The organism is Collinsella sp. OM04-5, from assembly GCF_003439125.1.
Classification (GTDB): domain Bacteria; phylum Actinomycetota; class Coriobacteriia; order Coriobacteriales; family Coriobacteriaceae; genus Collinsella.
Window position 1 is genome coordinate 44,629 of record NZ_QSUU01000005.1, and the last position, 26,450, is coordinate 71,078.

General features: G+C 57.6%; 26 protein-coding genes. 21 read left to right on the forward strand and 5 right to left on the reverse strand.

Features of this window, described 5'->3' with window-relative positions; all coding sequences use genetic code 11:
• Positions 1-3: 3 nt before the first annotated feature.
• Entirely contained in the window at positions 4-1,479 is a 1,476-nt protein-coding gene (gene ffh / locus DXB53_RS04075; RefSeq protein ID WP_099431647.1) for a signal recognition particle protein, read from the forward strand.
• A gap of 120 nt (positions 1,480-1,599) precedes the next feature.
• Here ffh and DXB53_RS04080 read toward each other — a convergent pair whose 3' ends face one another.
• Positions 1,600-2,364, reverse strand: a complete 765-nt coding sequence (locus DXB53_RS04080) for a DUF134 domain-containing protein (protein WP_117583426.1) — start codon at positions 2,362-2,364, stop codon at positions 1,600-1,602.
• A gap of 166 nt (positions 2,365-2,530) precedes the next feature.
• On the opposite strand from DXB53_RS04080, the gene thyA reads away from it, so the two are divergent.
• The 4 genes from thyA (at position 2,531) to DXB53_RS04100 (ending at position 6,406) form a co-directional block, all read left to right on the forward strand.
• Positions 2,531-3,379: a thymidylate synthase gene (gene thyA, locus DXB53_RS04085; RefSeq protein WP_117583427.1), complete on the forward strand. Its 849-nt coding sequence runs from the start codon at positions 2,531-2,533 to the stop codon at positions 3,377-3,379.
• 9 nt (positions 3,380-3,388) lie between these two features.
• Positions 3,389-3,907: a dihydrofolate reductase gene (locus tag DXB53_RS04090; RefSeq protein ID WP_117583428.1), complete on the forward strand. Its 519-nt coding sequence runs from the start codon at positions 3,389-3,391 to the stop codon at positions 3,905-3,907.
• A gap of 109 nt (positions 3,908-4,016) precedes the next feature.
• Entirely contained in the window at positions 4,017-4,931 is a 915-nt protein-coding gene (locus tag DXB53_RS04095) for an RNA methyltransferase (protein WP_117583429.1), read from the forward strand.
• A 125-nt stretch (positions 4,932-5,056) separates the two neighbouring features.
• A complete protein-coding gene (locus tag DXB53_RS04100) occupies positions 5,057-6,406 on the forward strand; it encodes an MATE family efflux transporter (protein WP_117583430.1) in 1,350 nt (449 codons plus the stop codon).
• Between the two features lie 89 nt (positions 6,407-6,495).
• On the opposite strand, the gene DXB53_RS04105 is transcribed toward DXB53_RS04100, so the two are convergent.
• The gene (locus tag DXB53_RS04105; RefSeq protein ID WP_117583431.1) at positions 6,496-6,981 is read right to left on the reverse strand and encodes a cob(I)yrinic acid a,c-diamide adenosyltransferase; all 486 of its coding nucleotides are present in this window, start codon (positions 6,979-6,981) and stop codon (positions 6,496-6,498) included.
• Between the two features lie 92 nt (positions 6,982-7,073).
• Between DXB53_RS04105 and ftsH the strand changes: the two genes are divergently transcribed.
• The 3 genes from ftsH (at position 7,074) to DXB53_RS04120 (ending at position 9,941) form a co-directional block, all read left to right on the forward strand.
• Positions 7,074-8,966, forward strand: a complete 1,893-nt coding sequence (gene ftsH / locus DXB53_RS04110; RefSeq protein ID WP_199408124.1) for an ATP-dependent zinc metalloprotease FtsH — start codon at positions 7,074-7,076, stop codon at positions 8,964-8,966.
• A gap of 78 nt (positions 8,967-9,044) precedes the next feature.
• Complete coding sequence (locus DXB53_RS04115) at positions 9,045-9,536, forward strand: DUF523 domain-containing protein (RefSeq protein WP_117583433.1); 492 nt, start codon at positions 9,045-9,047, stop codon at positions 9,534-9,536.
• A 177-nt stretch (positions 9,537-9,713) separates the two neighbouring features.
• Complete coding sequence (locus DXB53_RS04120; RefSeq protein WP_369831565.1) at positions 9,714-9,941, forward strand: IS3 family transposase; 228 nt, start codon at positions 9,714-9,716, stop codon at positions 9,939-9,941.
• 115 nt (positions 9,942-10,056) lie between these two features.
• Here DXB53_RS04120 and DXB53_RS04125 read toward each other — a convergent pair whose 3' ends face one another.
• On the reverse strand, positions 10,057-10,659 hold the full coding sequence (locus DXB53_RS04125; RefSeq protein ID WP_117583435.1) for a Type 1 glutamine amidotransferase-like domain-containing protein: 603 nt from the start codon (positions 10,657-10,659) through the stop codon (positions 10,057-10,059).
• A 514-nt stretch (positions 10,660-11,173) separates the two neighbouring features.
• Complete coding sequence (locus tag DXB53_RS04135) at positions 11,174-12,256, reverse strand: iron-containing alcohol dehydrogenase family protein (protein ID WP_117583437.1); 1,083 nt, start codon at positions 12,254-12,256, stop codon at positions 11,174-11,176.
• Between the two features lie 511 nt (positions 12,257-12,767).
• On the opposite strand from DXB53_RS04135, the gene ileS reads away from it, so the two are divergent.
• The 11 genes from ileS (at position 12,768) to DXB53_RS04190 (ending at position 25,207) form a co-directional block, all read left to right on the forward strand.
• A complete protein-coding gene (gene ileS / locus DXB53_RS04140) occupies positions 12,768-15,545 on the forward strand; it encodes an isoleucine--tRNA ligase (protein WP_369831566.1) in 2,778 nt (925 codons plus the stop codon).
• Between the two features lie 238 nt (positions 15,546-15,783).
• A complete protein-coding gene (lspA, locus tag DXB53_RS04145) occupies positions 15,784-16,365 on the forward strand; it encodes a signal peptidase II (protein WP_117583506.1) in 582 nt (193 codons plus the stop codon).
• On the forward strand, positions 16,365-17,378 hold the full coding sequence (locus tag DXB53_RS04150; RefSeq protein ID WP_117583439.1) for an RluA family pseudouridine synthase: 1,014 nt from the start codon (positions 16,365-16,367) through the stop codon (positions 17,376-17,378). Before lspA ends, DXB53_RS04150 begins: the two co-directional genes overlap by 1 nt.
• Positions 17,379-17,460: 82 nt before the next feature.
• On the forward strand, positions 17,461-18,756 hold the full coding sequence (locus tag DXB53_RS04155; RefSeq protein ID WP_117583440.1) for a glycosyltransferase family 2 protein: 1,296 nt from the start codon (positions 17,461-17,463) through the stop codon (positions 18,754-18,756).
• An 81-nt stretch (positions 18,757-18,837) separates the two neighbouring features.
• Positions 18,838-19,260, forward strand: coding sequence for a prepilin peptidase (locus DXB53_RS04160; RefSeq protein ID WP_117583441.1), 423 nt, complete (start codon positions 18,838-18,840; stop codon positions 19,258-19,260).
• Between the two features lie 31 nt (positions 19,261-19,291).
• Positions 19,292-20,539, forward strand: a complete 1,248-nt coding sequence (locus DXB53_RS04165) for a deoxyguanosinetriphosphate triphosphohydrolase family protein (protein WP_117583442.1) — start codon at positions 19,292-19,294, stop codon at positions 20,537-20,539.
• A 60-nt stretch (positions 20,540-20,599) separates the two neighbouring features.
• The gene (locus DXB53_RS04170) at positions 20,600-21,949 is read left to right on the forward strand and encodes a replication-associated recombination protein A (protein ID WP_199409676.1); all 1,350 of its coding nucleotides are present in this window, start codon (positions 20,600-20,602) and stop codon (positions 21,947-21,949) included.
• A gap of 95 nt (positions 21,950-22,044) precedes the next feature.
• Positions 22,045-22,635 (forward strand): hypothetical protein, encoded by a 591-nt coding sequence (locus DXB53_RS04175; protein WP_117583444.1) that lies wholly within the window; start codon positions 22,045-22,047, stop codon positions 22,633-22,635.
• Positions 22,628-23,005, forward strand: a complete 378-nt coding sequence (locus DXB53_RS04180; RefSeq protein WP_117583445.1) for an ATP-binding protein — start codon at positions 22,628-22,630, stop codon at positions 23,003-23,005. Before DXB53_RS04175 ends, DXB53_RS04180 begins: the two co-directional genes overlap by 8 nt.
• Before the next feature lies 1 nt (position 23,006).
• Positions 23,007-23,798, forward strand: a complete 792-nt coding sequence (locus tag DXB53_RS04185; protein WP_117583446.1) for an RNA polymerase sigma factor SigF — start codon at positions 23,007-23,009, stop codon at positions 23,796-23,798.
• Positions 23,795-25,207, forward strand: a complete 1,413-nt coding sequence (locus DXB53_RS04190) for an AI-2E family transporter (protein WP_117583447.1) — start codon at positions 23,795-23,797, stop codon at positions 25,205-25,207. Before DXB53_RS04185 ends, DXB53_RS04190 begins: the two co-directional genes overlap by 4 nt.
• 5 nt (positions 25,208-25,212) lie before the next feature.
• On the opposite strand, the gene DXB53_RS04195 is transcribed toward DXB53_RS04190, so the two are convergent.
• Positions 25,213-25,452 carry a hypothetical protein gene (locus DXB53_RS04195; protein ID WP_117583448.1) on the reverse strand — a complete coding sequence of 80 codons (240 nt, stop codon included), beginning with the start codon at positions 25,450-25,452 and terminating at the stop codon, positions 25,213-25,215.
• Positions 25,453-25,843: 391 nt separating this feature from the next.
• On the opposite strand from DXB53_RS04195, the gene DXB53_RS04200 reads away from it, so the two are divergent.
• Both DXB53_RS04200 and DXB53_RS04210 read left to right on the forward strand, forming a co-directional pair.
• The gene (locus DXB53_RS04200) at positions 25,844-26,236 is read left to right on the forward strand and encodes a hypothetical protein (protein ID WP_222847410.1); all 393 of its coding nucleotides are present in this window, start codon (positions 25,844-25,846) and stop codon (positions 26,234-26,236) included.
• Between the two features lie 72 nt (positions 26,237-26,308).
• The gene (locus DXB53_RS04210) at positions 26,309-26,392 is read left to right on the forward strand and encodes a 23S rRNA methyltransferase attenuator leader peptide ErmL (RefSeq protein WP_001860874.1); all 84 of its coding nucleotides are present in this window, start codon (positions 26,309-26,311) and stop codon (positions 26,390-26,392) included.
• Positions 26,393-26,450 lie beyond the last annotated feature (58 nt).

A 26,450-nucleotide genomic window follows, 5' to 3' on the forward strand; every position in this document is an offset into this window, starting at 1 on the left:
CTAGTGTTTGATTCTCTGAGCGATCGCCTCAACGACACATTTGACCGCCTGCGCGGCAAGGGTAAGCTGACCGAGGCCGATATTACTTCGGCCATGCGCGACATTCGCATGGCGCTGCTCGAGGCCGACGTTAACTTTAAGGTCGTCAAGGAGTTCGTTGCCAAGACCAAGGAGCGCTGCATGACCGCCGAGGTCATGGAGTCGCTGTCGCCGGCGCAAAACGTCGTCAAGATCGTGCTCGACGAGCTCACCGAGATGCTCGGCTCAACCGAGAGCAAACTCGTCTTTAGCAACCGCATTCCCAATGTCATCATGCTCGTGGGCCTGCAGGGCTCCGGTAAGACCACGGCGGCCGTGAAACTGGCCTACCTGCTCAAGAAGCAGGGCCGCTCTCCGCTGCTCGCCGCGTGCGACGTCTACCGTCCCGCCGCTGCCGACCAGCTGGCCACGCTCGGTGGCGAGATCGGCGTGCCGGTCTTCCGCGGTGACGGAGCGCACCCGATCGACATCGCAAAGGGCGCCATCCAGGAGGCCGTCGACCACCTGCGTGACGTGGTCATCGTCGATACCGCCGGTCGTCTGCAGATCGACGAGCAGATGATGCAGGAGGCAGTCGACATCAAGAAGGCCGTCAAGCCCGACCAGGTGCTGATGGTCGTCGATGCCATGACCGGCCAGGATATCGTCAACGTCGTCTCGACCTTCGCCGAGCGCACCGACTTTGACGGCGTGATCATCTCCAAGCTCGACGGCGACGCCCGTGGCGGTGGCGCACTTTCGGTGCGCCAGGTGACCGGTAAGCCCATCAAGTTTGTGAGCATGGGCGAGAAACCCGATTCGCTTGAGCCGTTCTATCCCGATCGCATGGCCAAGCGCATCTTGGGCATGGGCGATGTTGTCGGCATCATCGAGAAGGCCCAGGAGGCAGCCGATGCAGAGCAGCTTGAGGCTGCCGAGCGTATGCTGCGCGAGGGCTTCACCATGAACGACATGCTCGACCAGATGAAGGCCGTCAAGAAGATGGGTGGCATGAAGGGCATTCTGGGTATGCTTCCCGGCGGCCAGCGCGCGCTCAACCAGATGGGCGGCAACTTGGACGAGGGCATCTTCGATAAGAACGAGGCCATCATCATGTCAATGACCAAGGAGGAGCGCCTGCGTCCCTCCATCATCAACGGCCAGCGTCGCGCCCGCATTGCCAAGGGAGCCGGCGTAACCCCCACCGAGGTCAACAGCCTTATGAAGCAGTGGGGCGAGATGAATAAGATGATGGGCCGCATGCGCACGATGGCCAATCAGGCACAGGCCGGCGGCAAAAAGGGCAAGAAGGGCAAGAAGGGCAAGAAGATGCGCATGCCCAATATCCCTGGCTTGGACGCTATGGGTCTGGGTGGCATGGGCGGCCTGGGTACGGGCGGCCCCAAGTCCGATATGGAACTGCTGCGCCAGATGGAAGCGCAGATGCGTAATAAGAAATAGAGCTGTAATTCCAGCTTGATATGGCAAAGGCCACTCGGAAGCTACCGGGTGGCCTTTGTTGTTGGCTTTGATTGTTGGGTTGCGTTCAGCGTCGCGCCCCGAGCTCGCGGTGCCGTGCCGTTAGTGGCAGCCGCAGCCCTCGTGGCCCTCGTGCTCGTGATGGTCGTGGCAGCTGCAGGACTCGCCATGTTCGTGGGCGTGGTCGTGGTCGTGGCCGTGGCAGCCGCACGTGGCCTCGCTGTTCTGTGCGAGCGTGCCGGCGATAAGGGCCTCGACGCAAGCGTCGCAGCTGCCTTGGGCACCTGCGTATACCGTGATGCCGGCTTGGGCAAGCGCGTTGATAGCGCCACCGCCGATGCCGCCGCAGATGAGCGTGTCCACGCCGCCGTTGGCGAGCAGGCCCGCAAGGGCACCGTGGCCGGTGCCGCCGGTGCCCACGACCTGCTCGTTGAGTACCTTGCCGTCCTGAATGTCGTAGATCTTGAACTGCTCGCTGCGGCCAAAGTGCATAAAGATGTTGCCGTTGTCGTACGTGGTTGCCACCCTCATGGTGCCGACCTCCTTTGCTGGCCATGCGGCCGTCGTTGTGGTGATGGGGGAGTACGCGATATTGCCGCCCTCGATAATAAGCGCTCGACCGTTGACCAGGGCGTTTGCCACCTTGCGATGTGCGCGGCTGCAAATTGCCGCCACCGTGGCACGGGCAATGCCCATGTGCTGGGCGACGGCCTCTTGATTGAGGCCTTCCAGGTCGCACAGGCGCAGGACTTCGAACTCGTCGATTGTCATGTCGATGGCGTCTCCACTGGCTAGGCCGTCAGGGGTAAAGCCGCGGTATTCGGGGATGATCCCGACGCGGCGCAATTTTTCGCGTCTTCCTGCCATGCGCCCTCCTTATCTGACATATGTCAACAATAGAATAGCGAACGCGCTGATTTGCGCAAGGAATTTCTGGCATATGCCAGAAAATGAGGGCTTATGTTTTGGCTGTGGGGCCGCATGTGCCTGGGCTACAATGAATCTCGCTTATAGGCGACTGACAGGAGGGTCAATGAGCAAGGCTGATCAGCAGTTTGTGGCCATGTGCCGCGATATTCTGGACCATGGCACCACCACCGAGGGACAAAAGGTCCGACCGGTGTGGGAGGACGGCACCCCTGCCTATACCATTAAAAACTTTGGCGTTACGGCTCGCTACGACCTGCGCGAGGAGTTTCCCGCGCTTACCCTGCGCCGCACGGCGCTTAAGTCTGCGATGGACGAGATCCTGTGGATCTATCAAAAGAAGTCCAATAACGTCCATGACCTCAACAGCCATATTTGGGATGAGTGGGCCGATGAGACCGGCTCCATCGGCAAGGCCTACGGGTATCAGATTGGGCAGAAGAGCCATTATGCCGAGGGCGACTTTGACCAGATGGATCGCGTACTGTACGACCTTAAGATCACTCCGTACAGCCGCCGCATCATGACGAACACCTATGTGTTTAGCGACTTGTCCGAGATGCACCTGTATCCGTGCGCCTACGGCGTGACGTATAACGTGACGCAGCGCCCGCAGGACGATAAGCCGACACTCAACATGATTCTCAACCAGCGCAGCCAGGATATTTTGGCCGCGAACAACTGGAATGTGTGCCAGTACGCCATTTTGCTGATGATGGTCGCGCAGTCGGTCGACATGATCGCTGGCGAGCTGTTGCACGTGATTGCTGACGCTCATATTTACGACCGCCATGTCGATATAGTCCGCGAGCTTATCGAGCGTCCGCAGTTTGCGGCGCCTAAGGTGACGCTTAACCCCGACGTGCACGATTTCTACGCGTTTACGACCGATGACCTCATCGTCGAGGGCTATGAGCACGGCCCGCAGGTCAAGAACATTCCCATTGCGGTGTAGGTGGTGCTCATGACGTGTAAGCTTTCTGCCATTGTCGCCGTGTGCGATGATTGGGGTATTGGGTGCGAGGGCGACATGGTCGTGTCCAATCGCGCCGACATGCGTCATTTTGTGGCGTGCACCAAAGGCTGCCCGGTCATTATGGGACGCAAGACGCTGCTGAGTTTTCCCGGCGGGCGTCCGCTCAAGAATCGCCGCAATATCGTGCTCACCCGCGACGAGAGCTTTGCTGCCGAGGGTGTCGACGTGGTGCATAGCATCGACGAAGCGCTCGCCGCGGTAGCCGATGAGCCCGTTGCTTGGGTGATCGGTGGTGGCGAGGTGTATCGGCAGTTTTTGCCGTATTGCGCCGAGGCCGAGGTTACGCATGACCATTGCGTGCATGACGTGGATACGTACTTTCCCGATCTGGATGCCGATCCCGCGTGGGAGATTGCGCGGCGTGGCGGTGCTGCCACGATTGCCTCGGGCGAGGGCGACGAGGGCGTCGATTATGAGTTCGTGACGTATCGTCGCGTTGAGGCGTAAATCGCCTGACGTGAACGGTATCATCGGGTTGATTGAATGCATGGGGCGGCGCTTAGCGTCGCCTCGTTTGGTATAGATGTGCTGTAAAGAAGGGTGCTGGCTGGCTGCTATGACTGATGCCGTTGAGGTTCTGCGAATTGATTCGCTCGAGGACGAGCGGCTCGATGCCTACGTGCGACTGACCGAGCGCGAGCTGCGCTGCGTGTTGGAGCCGCAAAAGGGCATCTTTATCGCCGAGAGTGCCAAGGTTATTGAGCGCGCGGTGCGTGCCGGATACCAGCCGGTGAGCTTTCTTTTGGGCGAACGCTGGCTCGATCAAATGATGCCGCTGTTTGAGCGCCTGGTTGTGTGCGAGGCCGCCGGCCCGGTTCCCGTGTTCGTGGCCTCGATGGAGCTTATGGAGCAGCTGACGGGTTTTAACGTGACGCGCGGTGCGCTCGCGGCATTCCGTCGTCCACGCCAGATTCCGGTAGCCGAGTTCTTGAGTGGCGTCGTCGAGGCGGCGGGTGAGCGCCCGGTGCGCGTGTGCGTGCTCGAGGGCATTGTCGACCACACCAATGTCGGCGCGATTTTCCGCTCGGCGGCTGCACTGAACGTCGATGGTATTTTGGTGAGCCCCACTTGCTGTGACCCGCTGTACCGCCGCTCGGCCCGTGTGAGCATGGGCACGGTGTTCCAGGTGCCCTGGACGCGCATTGGCAGCGAGGCGCGCGTATGGCCGCATGATGGGCTGGCGGCGCTGCACGATGCCGGCTTTTCGTGTGCCGCTATGGCGTTGACGGATGATTCGGTGTCGCTGGACGATCCCGCGCTCCAGGAGATTGACCGCCTGGCAATCTTTATGGGCACCGAGGGTGCTGGCTTGGGCGCCAAGACCATTGCAGGCTGCGACCGCGCCGTGCGTATTCCGATGGCGCATGGGGTCGATTCACTCAACGTGGCCGCGGCAAGTGCTGTTGCCTTTTGGCAGCTGTGCCCACATGTGAGCAACGAGTACCACTACCAGCCGGGTCTGTATCACTAGGCAGATAGTTCGCACCGGGCTCTGGTTCGGGGCGTTTCGGCCGACGTCGGTCGGTGCTAAGCTGGTATTTGCTTTGGTCTTAAATTGCCGTTTTGTTGTCTGACGTACGCTAGTGGGGAGGGCGTGTGGCTAAGAAATCTACGGCTATCGATGTAACGCAGGGCGTTATTTGGCAGCAGCTGCTGTCGCTGTGCGTCCCTATCTTCTTTAGCTCGTTTTTTCAGCAGGCTTACACGCTTATCGGTACCTATATCGTCGGTCAGTTTGGCGGCAAGCTCGCGCTGGGCGGCATTCAGGCCACGATGGTGCTCACGGAGCTCTGCATTGGTTTTTGCGTCGGTGTGGGTGCTGGCTGTGCGGTCATTACGGGCCAGTTTTTTGGCCAGCACGATGACGAGTGCCTGAGCCGATCGGTCCATACGGCCATGACGCTCGCGCTGGTGGGCGGCATTGTCATTTCCATTCTGGGCATGGTGTTTGTCGAGCCGATGCTTGTGCTGATGAATACACCGCATGAGCTGTTGGCCGAGGGTGTGGCGTATGCCCGTTGCTACTTTGCCGCCATGTTTGCAGCGCTGCTGCTCAATATGGGGACGGCGTTGTTGCGCGCCGTGGGCGACACGCGCGGTCCGGCGGTCATTATTGCCTCCGGCTGCTTCGTCAACGTGGCGCTCGACATTCTCTTTGTCGCCGTGCTGCACATGGAAGCGCTGGGCTGCGGCATCGCGGTGGCGCTGACTATCTGCACCAATGCCACGATGATTGTGATCCGCATGATGCGCGCTCCGGGGGCGTGGCGGTTGTCGCTATCCAAGCTCGGTATTGATCGCGGCATTTGCAAGAGCATGCTTTCGTGCGGTTTGCCGCTGGGCGTTCAGTCTGCGGCGTATTCGATCTCCAACGTTTTGATTCAGGTGTCGGTTAACTCGTTTGGAGCCGATGTCACGACCGCTTGGGGCCTTTCCGGCCGCCTGGACGGCATTATCTGGATGGTGACCGAGGCGCTTGGTGTGTCGATCACTACGTTCTCGGCGCAGAACTTTGGTGCGCGCAATTACGATCGCATGCGAAAGGGATATCACACGTCGCTCGTGCTTTCATTTGTGCTTATCGGTGGCCTGTCTGCCGTGCTGCTGGTGTTTTCGGGCCCGCTTTCGCGTTTGTTTATCGACGATGCCGCGATTTCGACCTACACCACGACGATTCTTCATTTCATCGCGCCGTTCTACGCGATCTTCTCGATTATCGAAAACGCGTCCGGCTCCATCCGCGGCGCTGGCGTGAGCTTCCAGCCTATGATGCTCACGATATTCGGCACGGTCGTGCTCCGCGTGGCGTGGGTGTTCGCGATTATGCCGCTCGACCCCTCGCTCGAGCATCTGCTGCTGGTCTACCCCGTAACCTGGGTAATAACCGCCACGATGTTTACCGTCTACCACCACAGCGGCAACTGGCTAGGCCGCGCCACTGCCTAATGATCCCTGGGGGGGGGACGGAGGAAAACGGCTCATTGCTCTCCGTCGTGATGTCGAGGATCCGTTTCCCTTCGTCCCCTTCGGATCAATTAGTATTCGATGCCTTGGCGGGCTAGGAGGCCTTCGTCGAAGTAGTGTTTGACGGGGCGCATTTCGGTTACTAGGTCGGCAAGGTCGGCGAGGGGCAGCAAGCCGCGGCCGGTGAGCACGAGCTCCGCGGTGGTCGGTTTCATCGCGATCAATGCTTCGACATCTTCGCGCGTTACAAAGCCCCGTCGCATGGCTTCCCCCAGCTCATCCAAGATCAGCACGTCGACCTGGCAAATCTGCTCGCGCGCCAGCTCCATGATCTGTACGGCACAGGCTTCGGGCGTATCGCGATTGGCTTGTACGATGCGTAGCCCCAATCGAGGTGCTGCGTCATGTTCGGCGCAGTGCAGCTTCTTGGCAAACTGAAGCATGAGCACGTTAAGTCCATAGCCCGTGGCGCGCAGCGCGAGCCCCAGCGCAGCCGTCGTCTTGCCCTTGCCGTCGCCCGTATAGATTTGAACCTTGCCGACTTCCAGTGATGCCATCTCTGTCCTTTCGTGCCCGGCGTCGGTTTATCGCCGTTCGGGTTGGGTATTCTAGATAGCATTATCAACCCCAGTAGATGGAGTTCAAGCAGATGGAGATGGATGACAACAAACGTAGACGGAATATGATCCTCTACGTGCTCATCGCCTTCGTCGTCTACCTCGTGCTCTCGACCGTTCTGTTCCCCAACATCGGTCACACGCAGCAGATTACGAAGACCGATTATTCGACGTTTGTCAAAGCGCTCGATAAGAAGAGTGTCGACAAGGTCGAGTACAACACGGACGATTACACGATTTATTACACCAAGAAGGGCGAGGACGAGAACATCGCCTACAAGACGACCGGTGTGCCGAATGACGCGGGCTTTACCGATCGCGTGCTTGAATCTGGCGCCTCGCTTGAGTCGGTCGTTCCCGATAAGAACTCGGGTCTGATGACCTACTACCTGCTCACCCTCATTCTTCCCATGGTGATTTTCTTCCTGATTGGCTGGTGGCTCAACCGCCGCATGAAGAAGGCCATGGGTGATGACGGTCCCTCGATGAACTTTGGCGGCGGTGGTTTTGGCGGCGGTGGACTGGGCAAGTCCGGTGCTCGCGTGATCGCCTCCAAGGATGTGGGCGTGACCTTTAAGGATGTCGCCGGCCAGGAAGAGGCCAAGGAGTCCCTCAAGGAGGTCGTCGACTTTCTGGAGAAGCCGCAGCGCTACGAGGAGATCGGCGCCAAGCTGCCGCGCGGTGCCCTCCTTGTCGGCCCTCCGGGTACGGGTAAGACCCTGCTTGCCAAGGCCGTTGCCGGCGAGGCGGGCGTTCCGTTCTTTAGTATTTCTGGTTCTGAGTTCGTCGAGATGTTCGTCGGCCGTGGCGCCGCTAAGGTTCGCGATCTGTTTAAGCAGGCCAAGGAAAAGGCCCCGTGCATCGTCTTTATCGATGAGATCGATACCATCGGCAAGAAGCGCGATGGCGGCGGCTTTAGTGGCAACGACGAGCGCGAGCAGACGCTCAACCAGCTGCTGACCGAGATGGACGGCTTTGATAACCACAAGGGTATTGTCGTTCTCGCTGCCACCAACCGTCCCGATAGCCTTGACCCGGCCCTGCTGCGCCCCGGCCGCTTTGACCGCCGTATTCCCGTTGAGCTGCCCGACCTGACCGGACGTAAGAACATTCTTGAGCTCCATGCCAAGAGCGTGAAGACGCAGCCGCCGATCGACCTGACCGCGATTGCCCGCGCCACGCCCGGTGCCTCGGGCGCCGACCTTGCCAACATCATCAACGAGGGCGCCCTGCGCGCCGTCCGCGAGGGTCGCAAGCGCGCCACTCAGGACGATTTTGAGGAGTCGGTGGAGGTTGTCATCGCCGGTCAGCAGCGCAAGTCCACGGTGCTGTCCGATCACGAGAAGCAGGTTGTTTCTTACCACGAGATCGGCCATGCCATCGTTGCCGCCCGCCAGAAGGGCTCTGCGCCGGTTACCAAGATCACCATCGTGCCGCGCACGAGCGGCGCTCTGGGCTACACCATGCAGGTCGAGGAGGACGAGCGCTTCCTGACCACGCGCCAGGAGGTTCTGGACAAGCTCGCCGTCTACTGCGGCGGACGTGCTGCCGAGGAGCTCATCTTTGGCGAGATGACGACCGGTGCGGCCAACGACATCGAGCAGGCCACTAAGCTCGCCCGTAATATGGTGACACGCTTTGGTATGTCCGATGAGTTTGGCATGATGGCGCTCGGTACCGTCCAGAACGCGTACCTCAACCAGGACACGTCGCTTACCTGCGCTCCCGGTACGGCCGAGCGCGTGGACGCGATTGTCGCCAAGCTGATTGAGGATGCGCACGATCGTGCCCTGCAGATCCTCAAGGAGAACAAGTTTAAGCTCCACGAGCTGGCTCGTTATCTGTACAAGAAGGAGACGATTACGGGCGAGGAGTTCATGAATCTCCTTACGCGCGAGAATCCGCTGATGCCAAAGCAGCAGTAACACTAGTTGCGCTGTGTCAATCGCCCCATTTGAGTGTCCATCTCAAATGGGGCGATTTTGCGTGAGGAGAGTTGTTATATGAAGATCGTGGTGAGTGCCTGCTTGATGGGCGAGAGCTGCAAGTATAACGGGCTCGATAACTACCATCGCGAGCTGGTCGAGGCTTGCGAGCGCACGGGGACCGAGGTCCTGTTGGTATGCCCCGAGGTCTTTGGCGGCCTTCCCACACCGCGCAAGCCGTCCGAGATTGTGAGCGGCGAGGTCCGTACCTGCGAGGGCGCCTCAGTCGATCGCGAGTTTCGCCTGGGTGCCCAACGTGCGCTCGATATGTGCGAGCAGGCGGGCGGCCCGTCCGAGATCGCTGCGTGCGTCTTGCAGGACCGTAGCCCCTCGTGCGGTGCGGGTCGCGTCTACGATGGCACCTTTAGCGGTACGCTCACCGCGGGTAACGGCGTTTTCGTTGACTTGCTCCTGCGCCACGGGTACCGTGTGATCCCTGCAAGCGAATTTGACCCCAGCATGCTGGAACATTGTTCACAGCACTCGAACCCAACACTTCCTCACGGGTGACCGTTTTGGCATCATCCGTGAAGTTGATATTGAGTACGACCCGGTCATCAAAGACGTAGACCGAGTTGACAGGTGCCGTACCCAGGCAGCCCCTCCCCGCGGCCATCGCGCAGGAACGCGCACACGGCCTTCCCGTCTCTTGCGCCTCTCCCGGAACTGTCCACATCAGTGTAGCCAATCCAGTCCGCCAAGGGCTGCAGCCCGGACAACGCGGCGATGGAGGGCTTCTTCGGCCTGCTCAAGAAGGAGTTCTGGCACGGCAGGGACAGGTCGGACTGGACCCCCGCCCGCTTCATCGAGGAGCTCGGGGGCTGGATTGGTCGATACAATACGGAGAGGCGCAGCGATGCGCTCGGTGGCCGCACGCCGGCCGAGTTCCGCTCCGCGCTGGGAAGGGCCGCGTGACGGTCCATGAAATCATCCGCAGTCCCCATTCTTGCCCCTTTGGGACAGCTTCTTGTTGGGGCGTGCCTGCCCCAAACCCTGCTAGGAACGAGTACAGCTAACTGGAATTTTCAAATTAGTCTTTGCAAATTACCTTTGAACCTTCACCATCAATTACAATTCCCTGACGGTTGTTAATTGGGCATAGATTCAAATCCGAAAACTCAGCCATTATTTTCTCGGTAACTTTCTTAAATGGTGCTGTGAGATAATGCGGAAGAACATAGAAATCAATCAAATTAAGCCCTGAATCATCTTCTTGTGAGTAGTCCTCCGGCATTTCATCCATTTGCTCGATATATTGGATGCTTGGAGCGCATACAATCGCACCTGCCGATTCACCAATCATCAGTTTTCCCTTTGCCAATTCTTTCTTCAACAGCTCATCCGTTCCCGTTTTACGGAGCTGGTCTATAAGGAAAAAAGAATTTCCGCCGGTAAAATAGATCACATCCGCATCTTCAAAAAGAGACTGTATCGTTGAATAAGCCTCCGTTGAAATATCAATTTCAGTTACGATTGCTCCCAACTTTTTGAATAATTTTCGAGCCGAGCCGACATAACCGGTGTAGCCTTCACGCAGCGAAGCTGTTGGAATAAATGCGACTTTTTTATTTTCAATTTCTTCCTTTATCAGACTTCCTACACTTGAAAAGTGAGAACATAAAAACAGTTTCATCAATATTCTCCTTTATATATAAATTCTTATTTGTTGAACTAAGCCGTGTATACCATACTCTCCAATGATAGAACGCCCTGATATAGCGAAATTTTGCCGTTTTCCAGCGTACGTGCGTACACACTCCACAGGAATTCTAAGGGGCCTGCCCCCTTAGCACACGGACTTTGGAATAAAGTCTAGTGTTTTACGCCTTGCCAGAGGTGTACAGGCTCTCGGTATGCACGTACGAAGCAATTGCCATCAATGCCCCATATAAGTGGCGATCAAGTTCGCATAAAGCGACCTTGATCCCGCAAAACAAAAGGCAGGATACCATCACCACGATGATGCCCTGCCTCTGTTCGTTCCTGTTTACCGTTCCGAGTAGTCCTTCCGCAGAATTTCCGATAAACAAAAAACGTACCCGAACCCTTTCTCGTAAAGAATCGGGTTCGAGTACGAACTGAATGCTGGAGCAATAAAAAACCACCAGAAAGGTGCCTGTCCCCTTTGTGGTGGTTTTGGGCCAGCCCTAGAGCGTGTGGCCGTAAGCGTCGGCAGCCTTGATGGCGGCGGCGAACTTTTCGTCGGTGAAGGGCTCGGGGTTGCCTTGCTTCCACTCGTTGGTGGCGTGCGCGTACTCGCACAGGGCGGGGATATCGGACTCGGAAAGCCCGACCTGCTCAAGCGTCACGGGCAGCCCCATCTCCTTGTTAAAGGCTGCGTAGCGCTCAAGGTTCTCGGTATCGCCCGTGTAGGCAAACAGCACCAGCACGCCCAGGCTCACGACCTCGCCATGCAGGTAGGTGCCCTCGCGCGGAATGCTGCAGGTGGCGTTGTAGAACGCATGCGCCACGCTCGAGTTGTAGTAGTAATCGTTTTGGTTGGTCAGGTTGGAGACATAGCCCGTGTTGACCACGATATCGAGCGCGATCTGCTTGACGGCCTCGGTCGACAGGTTCTGGCGAACGTCCTCAAGACCCTGCACGCCATAGGTAAACAGCGGCTCGGAGCAGGTGTGTGCGAGCGCCAGGCCAAGACCAGCGGTGTGCTCCAGGTTGCCAGCGCTCGTGGCGTACTCGACCTCGGGCTGCTTGGACAGGGCATCGCCCACGCCGGCCCAGAAGTACTCCGCCGGAGCCTCGGCGATGATTTTGGGATTGATGAAGATGTGCGCGGGGCGGTTGGGGTACGAATAACCCTCGAGCGAGCCGTCGTCGTTGTAGACAACGGCAATGGCGGTCGCGGCCGAGCAGTTGGAGCAGATCGTCGGTACCGTAAAGACGATCTTCTTGAGCTCGATGGCCGCCGTCTTGACGGTGTCGAGCGCTTTGCCGCCGCCGCATGCGATGAGCACATCGGCCTCTCGGCAGGCGGGGGAGTTAACAAGCTTGGCGATATTGGCACGCGTGCTGTTGGTGCCGTAGACGCGTGTCTCCAGAATCTCGACGTCGGTGTCCTCCAGTGCCGCTTCGATACTGGGAAGCGCCGCGGCCAGTGCTCGTTTACCACCGATAATCGCGACCTTGGCCGCTCCGTACTCGGCCAGCGCGCCGGGCAGCTCGTCAAAGCAATCCTCGCCGACGGTGTAGTCACTCATTCCAATCGTGCGCATAGCAGCCTTCTTTCGTTAGATAAAGTGCTTTCAGGTATTTTGCTCCAAGAGAAGGCTCACTGCCGCGAGAAATTTCGAACGTATAAAACCAGTGTTGAGGGTTTTTCGCCGGCGCGGAACGTGCTAGCATACTCCGCATAAGCGTTGATGGGGACGAGTAGTCGGCCGTCCGCATGCTACAGAGAGCGGGGAGCGCTGAGAACCCGTGCATGCGACCGATGAAAATCACCCCGGAGCTGCGGTCCCAACGGGCGCGCCGCACAGGCACGTCTTAGTAGACATCGCCGAGATGGTCGTCGATACAGGCCAGCCGAGTAACGGATGCGAGCGCGCTGTAACGCGGGCGAGGGCATCTAAGCTGGGTGGTTAAGCGAAGAGCTTTTGCGGGCACATGGCCCGTTTTGTGGCGCTTCGTCCCAGCTTGCAGGGACGGGCGCTTTTTTTGGTGCCCAATGGGCGTGCGCGCCCACGACATGAAAGGGGTACCGTGGCAAACGAGTACAAGCAGACGATGAATCTGCCCAAAACCGGATTTCCCATGCGTGCCGGTCTTTCCAAGTCCGAGCCCAAGCGACTCAAGGACTGGCAGGACAACAAGGTCTACGAGCAGGTTCTGAAGAAGAATGAGGGTCACAAGAAGTTCGTGCTGCACGACGGTCCTCCGTACGCCAACGGCCCGATCCACATCGGCCATGCGATGAACAAGATTTCCAAGGACATGATCAACCGTTACTGGATGATGCAGGGCTATGAGGTTCCCTATGTCCCCGGTTGGGACTGCCACGGTCAGCCGATTGAGCACAAGGTCGAGGAGAAGCTCGGCACCGAGAAGTTCAACCAGACCTCCACGGCTAAGATCCGTGAGCTCTGCAACAAGTTCGCTGTCGAGAACATCGAGCTGCAGAAGGCCGGCTTCCGTCGTCTGGGTGTGCTCGGCGACTGGGACAATCCCTACCTGACGCTCTATCACCAGCACGATGCCGCCGACATCGAGGTCTTTAAGGCCATGTTCGATAAGGGTATGATCTATCGCGGCCACAAGCCGGTTCACTGGTGCAAGCACTGCCACACCGCGCTGGCCGAGGCCGAGATTGAGTACTCCGACGAGACGAGCCCGTCCATCTTCGTGCGCTTTGAGATGACTTCCAAGCCCGCCGGCCTCGAGGACTTCGACGGCCCGGTCGACTTCATTATCTGGACGACCACGCCGTGGACCATCCCCTCCGACCAGGCCGTTTCCCTTAAGCCCGGCGCCGCCTATGTCGCCGTTGAGCACGAGGGCCGTGCCGAGGTCATGCTCGAGGACCTGGCTCCCAAGTGCTGCGAGGAGTTTGGCTGGGAGTACACCCCGGTTATGGTCGACGGCAAGCCCTATGTGGTTCCCGCCGAGACCTTCCACCACATCCACTACAAGCAGCCGATCTTTGACGGTGTCGAGGGCGTGGCGCTGCTGGCCGATTACGTCGGTGTCGATGACGGTACCGGTATCGTCCACAACTCGCCCGGTCACGGCGTCGACGACTACTTTGCCTGCCTCAAGGAGGGCATCACCGACATCTGCATGCCGGTCGATGACGACGGCAAGTTCTACACCGGCGAGGAGTTTGGTACCGGTGGCCCCTTCAGCGGTATGGATACCGATGAAGCCAACCCGCATATCATCGAGTTCCTGCGCGAGCGCGGCACCCTGGTCCTCGAGAAGAAGATCACGCACAGCTATCCGCACTGTTGGCGCTGCAAGCACCCGGTACTCTTCCGTGCTACCGACCAGTGGTTTGTCTCGATGGACAAGACCGGCTTGCGCGAGCAGGCTGGCAAGGAGGTCCGCGAGAACGTCAAGTGGTATCCGGCGCATGCCGCCAACCGCATTGGTGCCATGGTCGAGCAGCGTCCCGACTGGTGCATCAGCCGTCAGCGCAACTGGGGCGTGCCTATCCCCAGCTACACCTGCGCCGACTGCGGCGAGAAGGTCATGAACGACGCCACGCTCGACGCCGTCATCAAGCTCTTCCACGATAAGGGCTCCGACGCCTGGTTCACCGACGCTCCCGAGAGCTACCTGGGCGAGGCCTGCGTCTGCCCCAAGTGCGGCGGCCATCACCTCAAGGCCGATAAGGACATCCTCGACGTGTGGTGGGATTCCGGCGTTTCCTGGAAGGCCGTCTGCGAGTACCGTCCCGAGCTGGAGTATCCGGCGGATGTGTACCTCGAGGGCTCCGACCAGCACCGCGGTTGGTTCCAGAGCTCGCTGCTTACCTCGGTGGGCGCCAACGGCCACGCTCCGTACAAGGCGGTCGTCTCGCAGGGCTTCACCCTCGACGGCCAGGGCCGTAAGATGTCCAAGTCGCTTGGCAACGTCATCGACCCCAATAAGGTCTGTGACGAGATGGGCGCCGACATCATCCGCCTGTGGGTCGCCTCGGTCGACACCAGCTCCGACGTTTCCATCGACCACGAGATTCTCGCTCGTACGTCCGATGCCTACCGTCGTTTCCGCAACACGCTGCGCTTCCTGCTCTCCGAGCTCGAGGGCCAGTTTGAGCCCGAGACCGACGGCGTCGCTTTTGCCGACCTGCTGCCGCTCGACAAGCTCATGGTTGCCCGTCTGACCCAGGTCCAGGCCGAGGTCGACGATGCTTACTCTTGCTACGAGTTCCCGCGCGCTTACCGTGCGCTTTACGACTTCGTGGTTACCGAGCTTTCCAACGTGTACCTCGACGCCCTGAAGGACCGTCTGTACTGTGAGAAGCCCGGCTCGCTCGAGCGTCGCAGCGCCCAGACCGTGCTCGCCGAGCTCTTCTCGATGCTCATGCGCGACCTGCAGCCGATCTTGTCCTATACGGTCGACGAGGCCATGGCCTATGCGCCCGCCGGCTGCGTCGATCACCAGAAGTACGCCGCGCTGCTCGATTGGTACAAGTCGCCCATCACGGTCGACGAGGCCAACGAGTTTGAGGGCGTGCTCGAGGCTTCGCTCGAGCTCCGTAGCGTCGTGACCAAGGCCCTTGAGGATGCCCGCTCCGCCGGCACCTTCACCAAGAGCCAGCAGGTCCGCGTCAAGGCGGTCGTTCCTGCCGAAATGTATGCGCTGCTGACCGGCGACAAGGCCGTCGACCTGGCCGAGTTCTACATCGTCTCCGATGTTGAGCTTACCCAGGGCGAGGAGCTTTCTGTTGCCATCGATGCAGCCGAGGGCGAGTGCTGCGACCGTTGCTGGAACTACCGCACCACCGTCGGCGAGTACAACGGCCACGCTCACATTTGCAAGCGCTGCGCGAATGCCCTTTAAGGCACGGTAACTCGGCATTTTAGTTATAGGGAGAATTTAGGCGCCTTCGGCCCATTTGCTCCGCTGAAGAAAAGCGACATTCCGTTATCCGGAATGCCGCTTTCTTTTATGCTGGTTATTTATCTGACGTTAGCGAATGTGTCGTGCGCTCTGCGTGTGGCAATATAAGATGGTTATCTGCGTTAAATGGAATTTGATTATCTGAGGGTAGGGGATTTCTTTGGGTCGTGGTGCGGATATGACGCCGCCTTTGCGTTGGCGGTTGGGTGTTGCTGGTGGGGTGGCGCTGGTTGTGCTGCTTGTTGACCAGCTTACTAAGCTCGCGGTTCGTGCCGTGGGCGACGCCTTGCATGTGACCGTCATTCCCGGTGTTATCGACTTTATGTTTGTCCGCAATATCGGTGCTGCCTTTAGCATGGGCGAGGGGCATGGCATCGCGTTTGCCGTGCTGGCGTTGGCGGTCATTATCGCTATTGCCGTGTACCTCGTTCGTGCACCTCAGCTCGCCCATCTTGAGGTTGTGGGCATGGCGATGGTTGCGGGCGGTGCTATCGGCAACGCTATCGATCGTTTGGCCTTTGGCTTCGTGACCGATTTTATTGCCACCACCTTCATCGACTTCCCCGTCTTCAATGTGGCCGATATCGGCATTACGGTCGGTGTGGTGCTGGCGCTCTTCGGTTACATGTTCTTGAGCCCCGCGGCTCGTGAGGTCGATGCGACCGCCGAGCTTAACGCCCGTGACGAGGCCCGCGCCAAGCGCAAGGCTAAACAACGTGGGGAGCGTGCCCGCAAGATTCGCGAAAGGACTGAGCGCTAATGGCCGACATCCATATCCTTGTTGCCGACGATGCCGCTGGTCAGCGTCTTGACGCCTATCTGGGCGCCAATGACGGCTGCCCTACGCGCTCTGCCTGCGCACATCTGATTGAGGGTGGGGCCGTAGTGGTCAATGGCGAGACCTGCCTGTCCAAAAAGTACGCCGTGCGAGCCGGTGACCGTATTTCGGTTGATTTGCCCGAGCCGCACGATCCCACCGACGTGATTCCCGAGGCCATCCCGCTCGACATTCGCTATGAGGACGACTACCTCATCGTGCTCTCCAAGCAGCGCGGCCTGGTGTGCCATCCTGCTCACGGCCACGAGAGCGGTACGCTTGCGAACGCCCTGGTCTACCACTGCGGCATCGACCATCTGGGCACCGTGCAGGGCGAGGACCGCCCCGGTATCGTACATCGTTTGGATCGCGATACCTCGGGTCTTATGCTTGCGGCAAAGGACGACGACACCCAGCGCGCGCTCCAAAATCTTATCCGTACGCGCACGCTCGACCGCCGCTACATTACGCTCGTTCACGGTCATATCGCCATGGATGAGGGCACCGTTAACACCGGCATTGCCCGTTCTACACGTGACCGTGTCAAGATGGCGGTTTCCGATGATCCTTTTGCGCGCCAGGCCATCACGACCTTTAAGGTCCTTGAGCGCTTTGATTCCACGCGCTTTGATGACGGCTACACACTCGTTGAGTGTCACCTGTTTACCGGTCGCACGCATCAGATTCGCGTGCACATGCGCCATATCAACCACGCCTGCGTGGGCGATCCGCTCTACGGTAAGTGCGATGCGCGTGCCGATCAGGGTCTGACCAGGCAATTCCTCCATTCCTGGCGCGTGGCGTTCGATCATCCCGTGACGGGAGAGCGCATTGAGTGCCGCGACGAGCTGCCGTGGGATCTCGCCGCCGTCCTCGACGACTTAGCCCCGCGTTCGCTTGGTCGCACTGCTGCCGGCGACGAAATCGTACCGCAGCTCGGCCTGCTCGAAGCCTAGCCAGTATTAGGTGGTTTCTTGAACTCGGTAAGCCTGCGGTAAGATATACGGTTGTTTACGTAACACGTTCCTGGGAGCCTGCATGCTCGCCTTTTTACAAACCAACACACCCATCGTGATCTTCAACCAGATCGTCGTCACGCTGCTCACGGTCTGCTTCTTGTACCAGGTGGTCTTCTTTGTCATCGGTGCTCTCCGCGGCGAGGTCGCGCCTCCCAAGGCCAAAAAACTCCACCGGTATGCCTTCTTTATCGCGGCGCATAACGAGGAGGCCGTGATCGCCAACCTCGTTCGCTCCATCAAGGACCAGGATTATCCGTCCGAGCTCATCGAGGTCTTCGTGGTCGCCGATGCCTGCACCGATAACACCGCGCAGCTCGCGCGCGAGGCGGGCGCCATTGTGTACGAGCGCAATGACCTGGCCCGTAAAGGCAAGAGTTGGGTCATGGACTTTGGTTTCGACCGTATCCTTAACGAGTATCCCGACACCTTTGAAGGTTACTTTATCTTCGATGCCGATAATGTTATCGCCCGCGATTATGTGTCCAAGATGAATGATGCCTTTGACCAGGGCTTCCATGTGGTCACGAGCTATCGTAACTCCAAGAACTTCGGAAGCTCGTGGATCTCGGCAGCGAATGCCACTTGTTATCTGCGCGAGGCGCGTTTCCTCAACAACGCGCGCAACATCTGCAAGACGTCCTGCGCCGTATCGGGTTCGGGCTACCTTATCTCGGCTAGCGTTATTGAGGGCATGCACGGCTGGCAGTTCCATACGCTGACCGAGGATATTCAGTTCACCACGTTCTGCGCTATTCACGGCATTCGTATTGGCTATGCGCCGGCGGAGTTCTTTGACGAGCAGCCCGTGACGTTTAAGGCGTCCTGGAAGCAGCGTATGCGTTGGACCAAGGGCTTCTACCAGGTCTTCTTTACCTACGGTAAGCATCTGGTCAAGTCAACCTTCCGCTATCATCGCTTCGCTGCCTACGACATGTTCATGACAATCGCACCGGGTATGCTGCTATCGCTGATTTCGATGCTTGCCAATGCGACGTTCCTCATTGTTGGCGGTCTTTCCCACGGCTTCTTAGCTACCGAGGTCGAGATGCAGGCGTGTGCCGCTTCGCTCATCATGACCTTCGTCATGATGTATCAGACCTTCTTTATCCTGGCGCTGCTCACGACTATCTTCGAGTACAAGCACATCCATTGCGCGCAAAAGTGGCGCCTGGTGACCAACCTGTTTACCTTCCCGATCTTTATGTTCAGCTATATCCCCATTACGGTGGCTGCGTTGTTCCTGAAGGTCGACTGGGTCCCGACGCAGCATGCCGTCAGCGTTACCCTCGACGAGGTCATGCAGGGCGCTAAATAACCACCACCAAAACCACCACGAAGGGGACAGGCACCTCTGTGGTGGTTTTTGCTTTTGAGTGACTGCCCCGGGAGGTGTTCAATGGTCTATATTCCCTTTTGGATCTGCGCCTTTGCCGGTGCGGTGATTGATGTCCGTGAACGGCGGTTTCCCAACGCGCTTGCCGCCGCATGCGCCGTGGCGGCGTTTGCAGGCGTTTGGCTGGACAGGGGCTTGAACACGGCGCTTGACCACGCCGGTCCTGCCGTTATCGTGTACCTTTCCCTTGTGCTGACCGAGTCGCTTTGGCGGCGTTTCCGCCAGGCCCCCGGTATCGGCATGGGAGATGCCAAGGCGCTTTTCGCGCTTTGCACGCTCGACCCTCTGGGCGGCATCGTGGCATTTGCCGTCGCGCTCCTGGTCCTGGCCCTCTCCTGCCTCTTCACAAAATCGCGCTCCCTGCCATTGCTCCCGTTTTTGGTGCCGATATTTGCCATAATCGAGGTCGTGGGCTGGGCATTGTAACCGATTGCGCATCCTTTTTAAGGAGCATGCCATGGCAACTAATCAAGAAACGGCCGTCATTAAGGCGCGCATGGACCGCATTCCCGCGGCGTTGTCGCCCGAGCTGGTCGAGCGTATCGCCGCCGACCGCGCCTCGGGTGTCGTTAATCCTTATCGATGCTGCGACGACCAGGTCATTCGTCGTATAGATCGCGCTGCCGACAAAGGCACGCTTATGCGTCCGGCGTTTATGCGCGATACCGAAAAGATTCTTCATCTTCCTGCGTACACGCGTTATGCAGGCAAAACGCAGGTCTTTAGCTTTCGCAGTAACGACGACCTGTCGCGGCGCGGCCTTCATGTGCAGCTCGTCTCGCGCATTGCCCGCGATATCGGCCGTGCCCTGGGCCTCAACTGCGATTTGATCGAGGCGATTGGCCTGGGCCACGATTTGGGCCACACGCCCTTTGGCCATGCCGGCGAGCGTTTCCTCAACGATATCTATCACGAGCGTACGGGTCGTTATTTTTTCCATAACGTGCAGTCCGTCCGCGTGCTCGACGCGCTGTACGGCCGCAACGTGTCGCTCCAGACGCTCGACGGCGTGCTGTGCCATAACGGCGAGTACGAGCAGCGTGTCTTTGAACTCTCGGACATGGCGTCGTTTGACCAGTTCGACCGTACCGTCGAGGACTGCATTGCCACGGGCTATGGCGCGATCGAGCACCTGCGCCCCATGACCCTCGAGGGCTGTGTGGTGCGTATCTCGGATATCCTCGCCTACGTCGGTCGTGATCGTCAGGACGCCATTGCGGCGGGCCTGCTGTCGCCCGACGCTTTTGACGATGGTCGGGGCGGCGCCTATAACAGCTGGATTCTCACGCACGCTTCCATCGATATCGTTGAGCATAGCTATGGCAAACCGCGTATCGAGATGAGCGAGGACCTGTTTGAGGAGATCCGCCGGGCGAAGCGCGAGAACTACGAGAAGATCTATAGCAAGGGCGGTATCGAAGGCGATTCTGAGGCAGAGTTGCGCGAGGCCTTCGAAAAGCTCTACGACCGTTGCCTGCAGGATCTAAATAAAGGCGACGAGTTCTCTTACATCTTTAAGCATCATGTTTCGCGCATTGAGCAGCAGCTTTCCTACTACGATCGCACCTATGCCTGGCAGGACGACAAGGATCAGGCCGTCGTCGATTACATCGCAAGCATGACGGATGGTTATTTCTGCGAGCTGACGAGCAAATTGTTCCCAGGTCTAAAGTTTCCGCACCGCACCTATATTAACGAACGGTAGTTCGTATCCTTTCGGTATACTGTTGGTCAACAACGATTTTGATTAATGCATGGGATGGCTATGGACGACCTTTTTTCTGCTTCGACGCGCGAGCGCTCCTTTAAAAATGCGCCGCTTGCGGTGCGTATGCGCCCCAATTCGCTCGACGAGTATGTGGGCCAGCAAAAGGCCGTCGGTAAGGGCTCGTGGCTGCGCGCCGCGATTGAGCATGACGTGCTGTCGAGCGTGATTCTGTACGGCCCGGCTGGCACGGGCAAGACGACGCTGGCCCACATTATCGCCAACCATACCAAGAGCGAGTTTGTCGAGGTCAGCGCCGTGACGGGCACTGTGAAGGACCTGCGCCGCGTAATCGATGAGGCTAAGACCCGTCTGAACACCTACGACCGCCGCACCATTCTGTTTATCGATGAGATCCATCGCTTCTCTAAGTCGCAGCAGGATGCCTTACTGCATGCGGTTGAGAACCGCACCGTCATTATGATTGGCGCCACGACGGAAAACCCGTACTTTGAGGTCAACTCGGCATTGCTCTCGCGTGGGCGTGTGGTAGAGCTTGAGCACCTGAAGGACGAGGATATCGCCATGCTCATTGAGCGTGCGCTCGAGGCGCCGCAGGGTTTAAACGGTAAGTTCTCGGCCGATGAGGATACAGTCAAGACCATTTGCACGCTGGCCGCGGGTGATGCGCGCTCGGCGCTCACGACGCTCGAGCTTGCGAGTGAGATTGCCGTTACGCGTCCCGATACTGAGGGAACGCCAGCGCCGGCGGCCGGGGAACGCTATCCCATTACCGTGGATGACGTGAAAATCGCCAATCCACGTCGTGGGTTTTCGTATGACAAAAACGGTGACATTCACTACGACATTATCAGTGCGTTTATTAAATCTATGCGCGGCAGCGACCCCGATGCCACGATCTATTGGCTTGCGCGCATGATCGATGCGGGGGAGGATCCCAAGTTTATCGCTCGCCGCATTATGATTCAGGCTTCCGAGGATGTTGGCAACGCCGACCCGCAGGCGCTTTTGGTGGCACATGCCGCATTTAAATCTGCCGAGGTCATTGGCTATCCCGAGTGTCGCATCAACCTGGCTCAGGCTGCGCTCTATGTGTGCCTGGCGCCTAAGTCCAACGCGTGTGAGGCCTCGATCGATGCGGCGCTGGCCGATATCCACAGCAGTGGTCTTCGCGAGGTGCCCAGCTACCTGCGCGATCGTCACCGTCCCGGCAGCGACGAGTACGGTGTATACAAGTACCCGCACGATTATCCCGAAGGCTGGGTCGATCAGCGCTATTTGCCCGAGGGGTTGGAGCGCGGCGCGTTCTGGCAGCCTGCCGGCCGCGGTTGGGAAGAGTGGCGTGTGGAGCAAAGCGAGCGCGACCGTAGCGGCAACGCTCCCAAGTAGGCCATTGGCGCCTCGCGCATTCCCTTTGGGTATCTTTGCCCTTCTTTGGGGTACCATGAAAAACGTCTGTATTTCGATTCCTTCGGGAGGCTTGTATGAGTCCCATTCAAATCGCCCTGCTGGTGCTCGCCGTTGCCGGCGTGTGGGCTGTTGTCGAGCTCGCGCTCACGCTGCGCAAGACCCGCACCGTCGTCGACTCGCTCGACAAGACGGTGAGCGACCTCAATAATACGCTCGCCGAGGCACAGCCCGTGGTGGCAAAGCTCGATGGTGCCGTTGATGAGCTTACACCGGCACTTGCCCAGGTGGAGCCGCTCCTCAAATCGAGCAAGACTGCCGTTGACGCCCTGACGTCCAACCTTGTTGAGGTTGAGGCGGTCGTTCGCGACATTTCTCAGGTCACGGGCAGTGTGGCCGAGGCCAGCAATGCCGTGTCGAGCGTGACCGACTCTGCGGCCGGTGCCGTGCAGAAACTATTTAACAAGGTGAAGGCTCCTGCAGCCGACGCCGATCGCAAGCTCGCCACTGCCGCCGAGGCCGAACAGCCTACCGAGCACGTTCTGATTGGTGAGGCTGAGGACGAGGCCGCCGATGGTGCAGATACGGCTCAGAAGCCCGCAGCCAAGCCTGCTCAGTATTACACCTATACGCCCGCCGAGACCTCCGAGGAGTCCTGCGATGAGTAGCGAAACAACCTGCCCCATTACGCTGAGCGTTGCCGGTGATCCGCGTTTCGCGCGCTTGGTGCGCATGACGGCCGCCAACGTCGGCGCCCTGTGCTCTATGTCCGTCGATCGCATCGAGGATATTCGCATGGCTGCCGAGGAGGCCTTCATCTTTGGGTGCACCGCGGTCGACTGCGACGATATCTCGATCACATTCGATGTCGACGAATCTCATGTGGGAATGACCTTTACCTTTGGCGATCAGGCGACTGTCGATGAGGATGACCAGGCTGCCGTGTATGCCGAACTCATTCTTGCAAGCGTGTGCGATTCCTACGAAAAGACCGCGGCGCCCCTGACGCTTTCCCTCGACCTCAAGGCGGATATCTAATATGACCGAACGTTCCCGGAGCGGTAAGACCGCTTGGGACAAGGAGAAAACCCGCGAGCTGTTTCGTCGCTACAAGGAGACCGGTGATCCGGATGCCCGCGAGCAACTCGTCATGTCCCACATGAACCTGGTAAGGTTTCTTGCCAACAAGTTTAAGAACCGCGGTGAGCCGCTCGATGACCTTTTGCAGGTCGGCTATCTGGGCTTGCTCAAGGCTATCGACCGTTTTGACCCTGAGCGCGGGCTCGAGTTCACCACGTTCGCGACACCTACTATTCTGGGAGAGATTAAGCGCCACTTCCGCGACAAGGGCTGGAGCGTGCGCGTGCCGCGTCGTTTGCAGGAGCTCTCGGCCAAGGTCAACCAGGCCACCGACAAGCTCACCAACGAGCTACAGCGTTCTCCTAAGGTTGAGGAAATCGCCGAATACCTGGACGTGACCGTTGACGAGGTGCTCGAAGCCATGGAATCGTCCTCGGCCTACACCTCGGTACCCATCGAGGCCCCCGGTGCGTCCGATTCCGACGATGCGCCTTCGATTCTCGACCGCTATGCTGACGACGACAACGAGCTCGACTTTACCGATGACCGTCTGGTGATTGAGGAGGCCATTCGCGATTTCTCGCCGCGCGAGCGCGAGGTGATCGAGCTGCGCTTTGTGAAGGGCATGACCCAGATCGAGATCGCCAAGAAGCTGGGCATCTCCCAGGTGCAGGTCTCGCGCCTGCTGCGCCGTACGCTTAAGAAGATTCAGGACAAGATTGACCCCGACGGAGTAATGGTTCGTTCATGAGTGAGCACCCTCAACAAACCGATCGCGCGCTGCGTGACACCCGCATTCTGACGCTGCGCATTTGGGCCGTCGTCGGCTGCATCGTGATCGCTGCCGTCATCTTTAACCTCATGGGGATTCTGGCGCCGGTTATTGAGTTTCTGGCCGTCGGCTCCATTATTGCCTTTGTAATGTCGCCGATTACCAACTGGCTTGAGCATCATGGGGTGGGCCGCGGCATCGGCTCGCTCATCGCGCTCATTGTAGTCGTAGCCGTGCTCGTCGGTGTCGTCTGTATCCTGTCGCCGATTCTCTTTGGCCAGATCATGGAAGTCCTGAGCCGCCTGCCTGAGCAGCTACGTGTTGCGGGCAGCGACCTTAATGAGATGATCTCGCGCGCCAAGACGCTCAACAACACGCCGGTCAAGGAGTACCTGGACGATAACCTTTCTTCGCTCGTTACGGTGGCGTCCAAATATGTCTCACAGATTGCCGCCGAGCTCGGCCGCGGCGTGTTCCCGCTTATCACCAACACGGCCTCACAGCTGTTCGTGATCTTTTTGGGTCTGGTGCTTGCCTATTGGCTTGCCTGCGATTATCCCCGTATGCACCACGAGGTCTGCACCATCATCGGTCAGGAAAAGGAAACCTCGTACCGCTTTATGGTCGCGATTCTTTCGCGCTCAGTCGGCGGTTACATGCGTGGCATGGTTGTGACGTCCATCTGCGGTGGCATCCTTGCCTTTATCGGCTTTACGATCATCGGGCATCCGTATGCGGCGCTCATGGCCATCTTTACCGGCATCATGCACTTGGTCCCGGTTGTCGGTCCCTGGGTGAGCGCGGCGATTGCCACGGTGCTCGGGTTTATGTTTAGCCCGATGCTGGCGTTGTGGACCTTGGTTGTGACCATGGTGGCACAAAATGTCACCGATAACGTCATTTCGCCTAAGGTCATGCAGAGCTCGGTGCAGGTGCATCCTATCATGAGCCTCACGGCCCTGGTTATTGGCTCGGCGCTTATGGGCCCCATCGGCATGGTTATCGCCATCCCGCTGTGCGCGGCCCTCAAGGGTATCTTCGTGTACTACTTCGAAAACGAGACCGGCCGCCAGCTCGTGGCCTACGAAGGTGCCGTGTTTAAGGGTACGCCGTATCGCGATGCCGAGGGCAATCCTGTCGCCGCCTATGACGCGCTTGGAGACGATACGTTCATCTACGAGTCCGAGCTCATCGGCAACGAGACCGCGCCCGAGGCCCAGGCAATGCCCAAGCCCGAGCTCGATAATCCCTGGATCAAGCTCTCGGGGCTTCAGCCCGACGCGACAGGCTTTTTCAAGAACCCCTTCGCCAAGGATGACGATTCCAATACGGACGACGACACCAGAACCGGCATCGACGGCTCCATGGATGATTCGGATTCTAAATAGGTCTTTTAACGTTTCTTGATGTTGTAAAAGACAAGAAACACGAGCAAAGCGATTGATAAGGGGCCGGCTACATAGAAATAGAGAACGTCAATTGCGCGTAGAGGGCAATAGGCCTTATCGCCGGACATTACTGCATATAATACGTAGCCAAATGCTGGTTGGTTTGAATACCAGTGGGAGAAGGCCAAGAGCGCTAAAAGTGCTACAACCAGAAGTGCATTCAGGATAAATCGTTTGGTATTCATCGGCCGCTCCTTCCGGATGATTCTTATATAGTATTTTTTTTAAAAAGCGATATACTAGATATAACGAAACAACGAACTGAATAAAGAATACAAAAAAAGAGCCACGACCAGTTAAAGCCTGAGAAACTTTAACTGCGAGCCTTAATTGATTACCACCAATCAATTAAAGAAGTCGAGACCCAAAATTTGGTAAAGTATTTAATTACTTTATTAATCAGATACTTAAATATCTGTAAACCCATTATATCGGGTTTTTGAGGGGATTTCAAGTCTTTAAGAAGATACCAGGCAATCAATTAAGAAAAACTTAGTTGATTGCCTTTTTTGTTGTGATTCAACTTTGATCGTAGCTTCTAACTAATTAATTTTCGTAAGAAAGGAGAACAGCTGAATGAATATCCCTTTTGTTGTAGAAACTGTGCTTCATGACGGCTTGTTAAAGTACAAATTTAAAAATAGTAAAATTCGCTCAATCACTACCAAGCCAGGTAAAAGTAAAGGGGCTATTTTTGCGTATCGCTCAAAAAAAAGCATGATTGGCGGACGTGGCGTTGTTCTGACTTCCGAAGAAGCGATTCACGAAAATCAAGATACATTTACGCATTGGACACCAAACGTTTATCGTTATGGTACGTATGCAGACGAAAACCGTTCATACACTAAAGGACATTCTGAAAACAATTTAAGACAAATCAATACCTTCTTTATTGATTTTGATATTCACACGGAAAAAGAAACTATTTCAGCAAGCGATATTTTAACAACAGCTATTGATTTATCTTAAAATTTTGTGTATAATAGGAATTGAAGTTAAATTAGATGCTAAAAATTTGTAATTAAGAAGGAGGGATTCGTCATGTTGGTATTCCAAATGCATAATGTAGATAAAACATCTACTGTTTTGAAACAGACTAAAAACAGTGATTACGCAGATAAATAAATACGTTAGATTAATTCCTACCAGTGACTAATCTTGTGACTTTTTAAACAGATAACTA

Excerpts from the sequence above, each read along its gene's own strand:
- DXB53_RS04080 (WP_117583426.1), bottom strand. The coding sequence starts at position 2,364 with ATGGCAGGAAGACGCGAAAAATTGCGCCGCGTCGGGATCATCCCCGAA.
- thyA (WP_117583427.1), top strand. The coding sequence starts at position 2,531 with ATGAGCAAGGCTGATCAGCAGTTTGTGGCCATGTGCCGCGATATTCTG.
- DXB53_RS04090 (WP_117583428.1), top strand. The coding sequence starts at position 3,389 with ATGACGTGTAAGCTTTCTGCCATTGTCGCCGTGTGCGATGATTGGGGT.
- DXB53_RS04095 (WP_117583429.1), top strand. The coding sequence starts at position 4,017 with ATGACTGATGCCGTTGAGGTTCTGCGAATTGATTCGCTCGAGGACGAG.
- DXB53_RS04105 (WP_117583431.1), bottom strand. The coding sequence starts at position 6,981 with ATGGCATCACTGGAAGTCGGCAAGGTTCAAATCTATACGGGCGACGGC.
- ftsH (WP_199408124.1), top strand. The coding sequence starts at position 7,074 with ATGGAGATGGATGACAACAAACGTAGACGGAATATGATCCTCTACGTG.
- DXB53_RS04115 (WP_117583433.1), top strand. The coding sequence starts at position 9,045 with ATGAAGATCGTGGTGAGTGCCTGCTTGATGGGCGAGAGCTGCAAGTAT.
- DXB53_RS04125 (WP_117583435.1), bottom strand. The coding sequence starts at position 10,659 with ATGAAACTGTTTTTATGTTCTCACTTTTCAAGTGTAGGAAGTCTGATA.
- DXB53_RS04135 (WP_117583437.1), bottom strand. The coding sequence starts at position 12,256 with ATGCGCACGATTGGAATGAGTGACTACACCGTCGGCGAGGATTGCTTT.
- ileS (WP_369831566.1), top strand. The coding sequence starts at position 12,768 with ATGAATCTGCCCAAAACCGGATTTCCCATGCGTGCCGGTCTTTCCAAG.
- lspA (WP_117583506.1), top strand. The coding sequence starts at position 15,784 with ATGACGCCGCCTTTGCGTTGGCGGTTGGGTGTTGCTGGTGGGGTGGCG.
- DXB53_RS04150 (WP_117583439.1), top strand. The coding sequence starts at position 16,365 with ATGGCCGACATCCATATCCTTGTTGCCGACGATGCCGCTGGTCAGCGT.
- DXB53_RS04155 (WP_117583440.1), top strand. The coding sequence starts at position 17,461 with ATGCTCGCCTTTTTACAAACCAACACACCCATCGTGATCTTCAACCAG.
- DXB53_RS04160 (WP_117583441.1), top strand. The coding sequence starts at position 18,838 with ATGGTCTATATTCCCTTTTGGATCTGCGCCTTTGCCGGTGCGGTGATT.
- DXB53_RS04165 (WP_117583442.1), top strand. The coding sequence starts at position 19,292 with ATGGCAACTAATCAAGAAACGGCCGTCATTAAGGCGCGCATGGACCGC.
- DXB53_RS04170 (WP_199409676.1), top strand. The coding sequence starts at position 20,600 with ATGGACGACCTTTTTTCTGCTTCGACGCGCGAGCGCTCCTTTAAAAAT.
- DXB53_RS04175 (WP_117583444.1), top strand. The coding sequence starts at position 22,045 with ATGAGTCCCATTCAAATCGCCCTGCTGGTGCTCGCCGTTGCCGGCGTG.
- DXB53_RS04180 (WP_117583445.1), top strand. The coding sequence starts at position 22,628 with ATGAGTAGCGAAACAACCTGCCCCATTACGCTGAGCGTTGCCGGTGAT.
- DXB53_RS04185 (WP_117583446.1), top strand. The coding sequence starts at position 23,007 with ATGACCGAACGTTCCCGGAGCGGTAAGACCGCTTGGGACAAGGAGAAA.
- DXB53_RS04190 (WP_117583447.1), top strand. The coding sequence starts at position 23,795 with ATGAGTGAGCACCCTCAACAAACCGATCGCGCGCTGCGTGACACCCGC.
- DXB53_RS04195 (WP_117583448.1), bottom strand. The coding sequence starts at position 25,452 with ATGAATACCAAACGATTTATCCTGAATGCACTTCTGGTTGTAGCACTT.
- DXB53_RS04200 (WP_222847410.1), top strand. The coding sequence starts at position 25,844 with ATGAATATCCCTTTTGTTGTAGAAACTGTGCTTCATGACGGCTTGTTA.
- DXB53_RS04210 (WP_001860874.1), top strand. The coding sequence starts at position 26,309 with ATGTTGGTATTCCAAATGCATAATGTAGATAAAACATCTACTGTTTTG.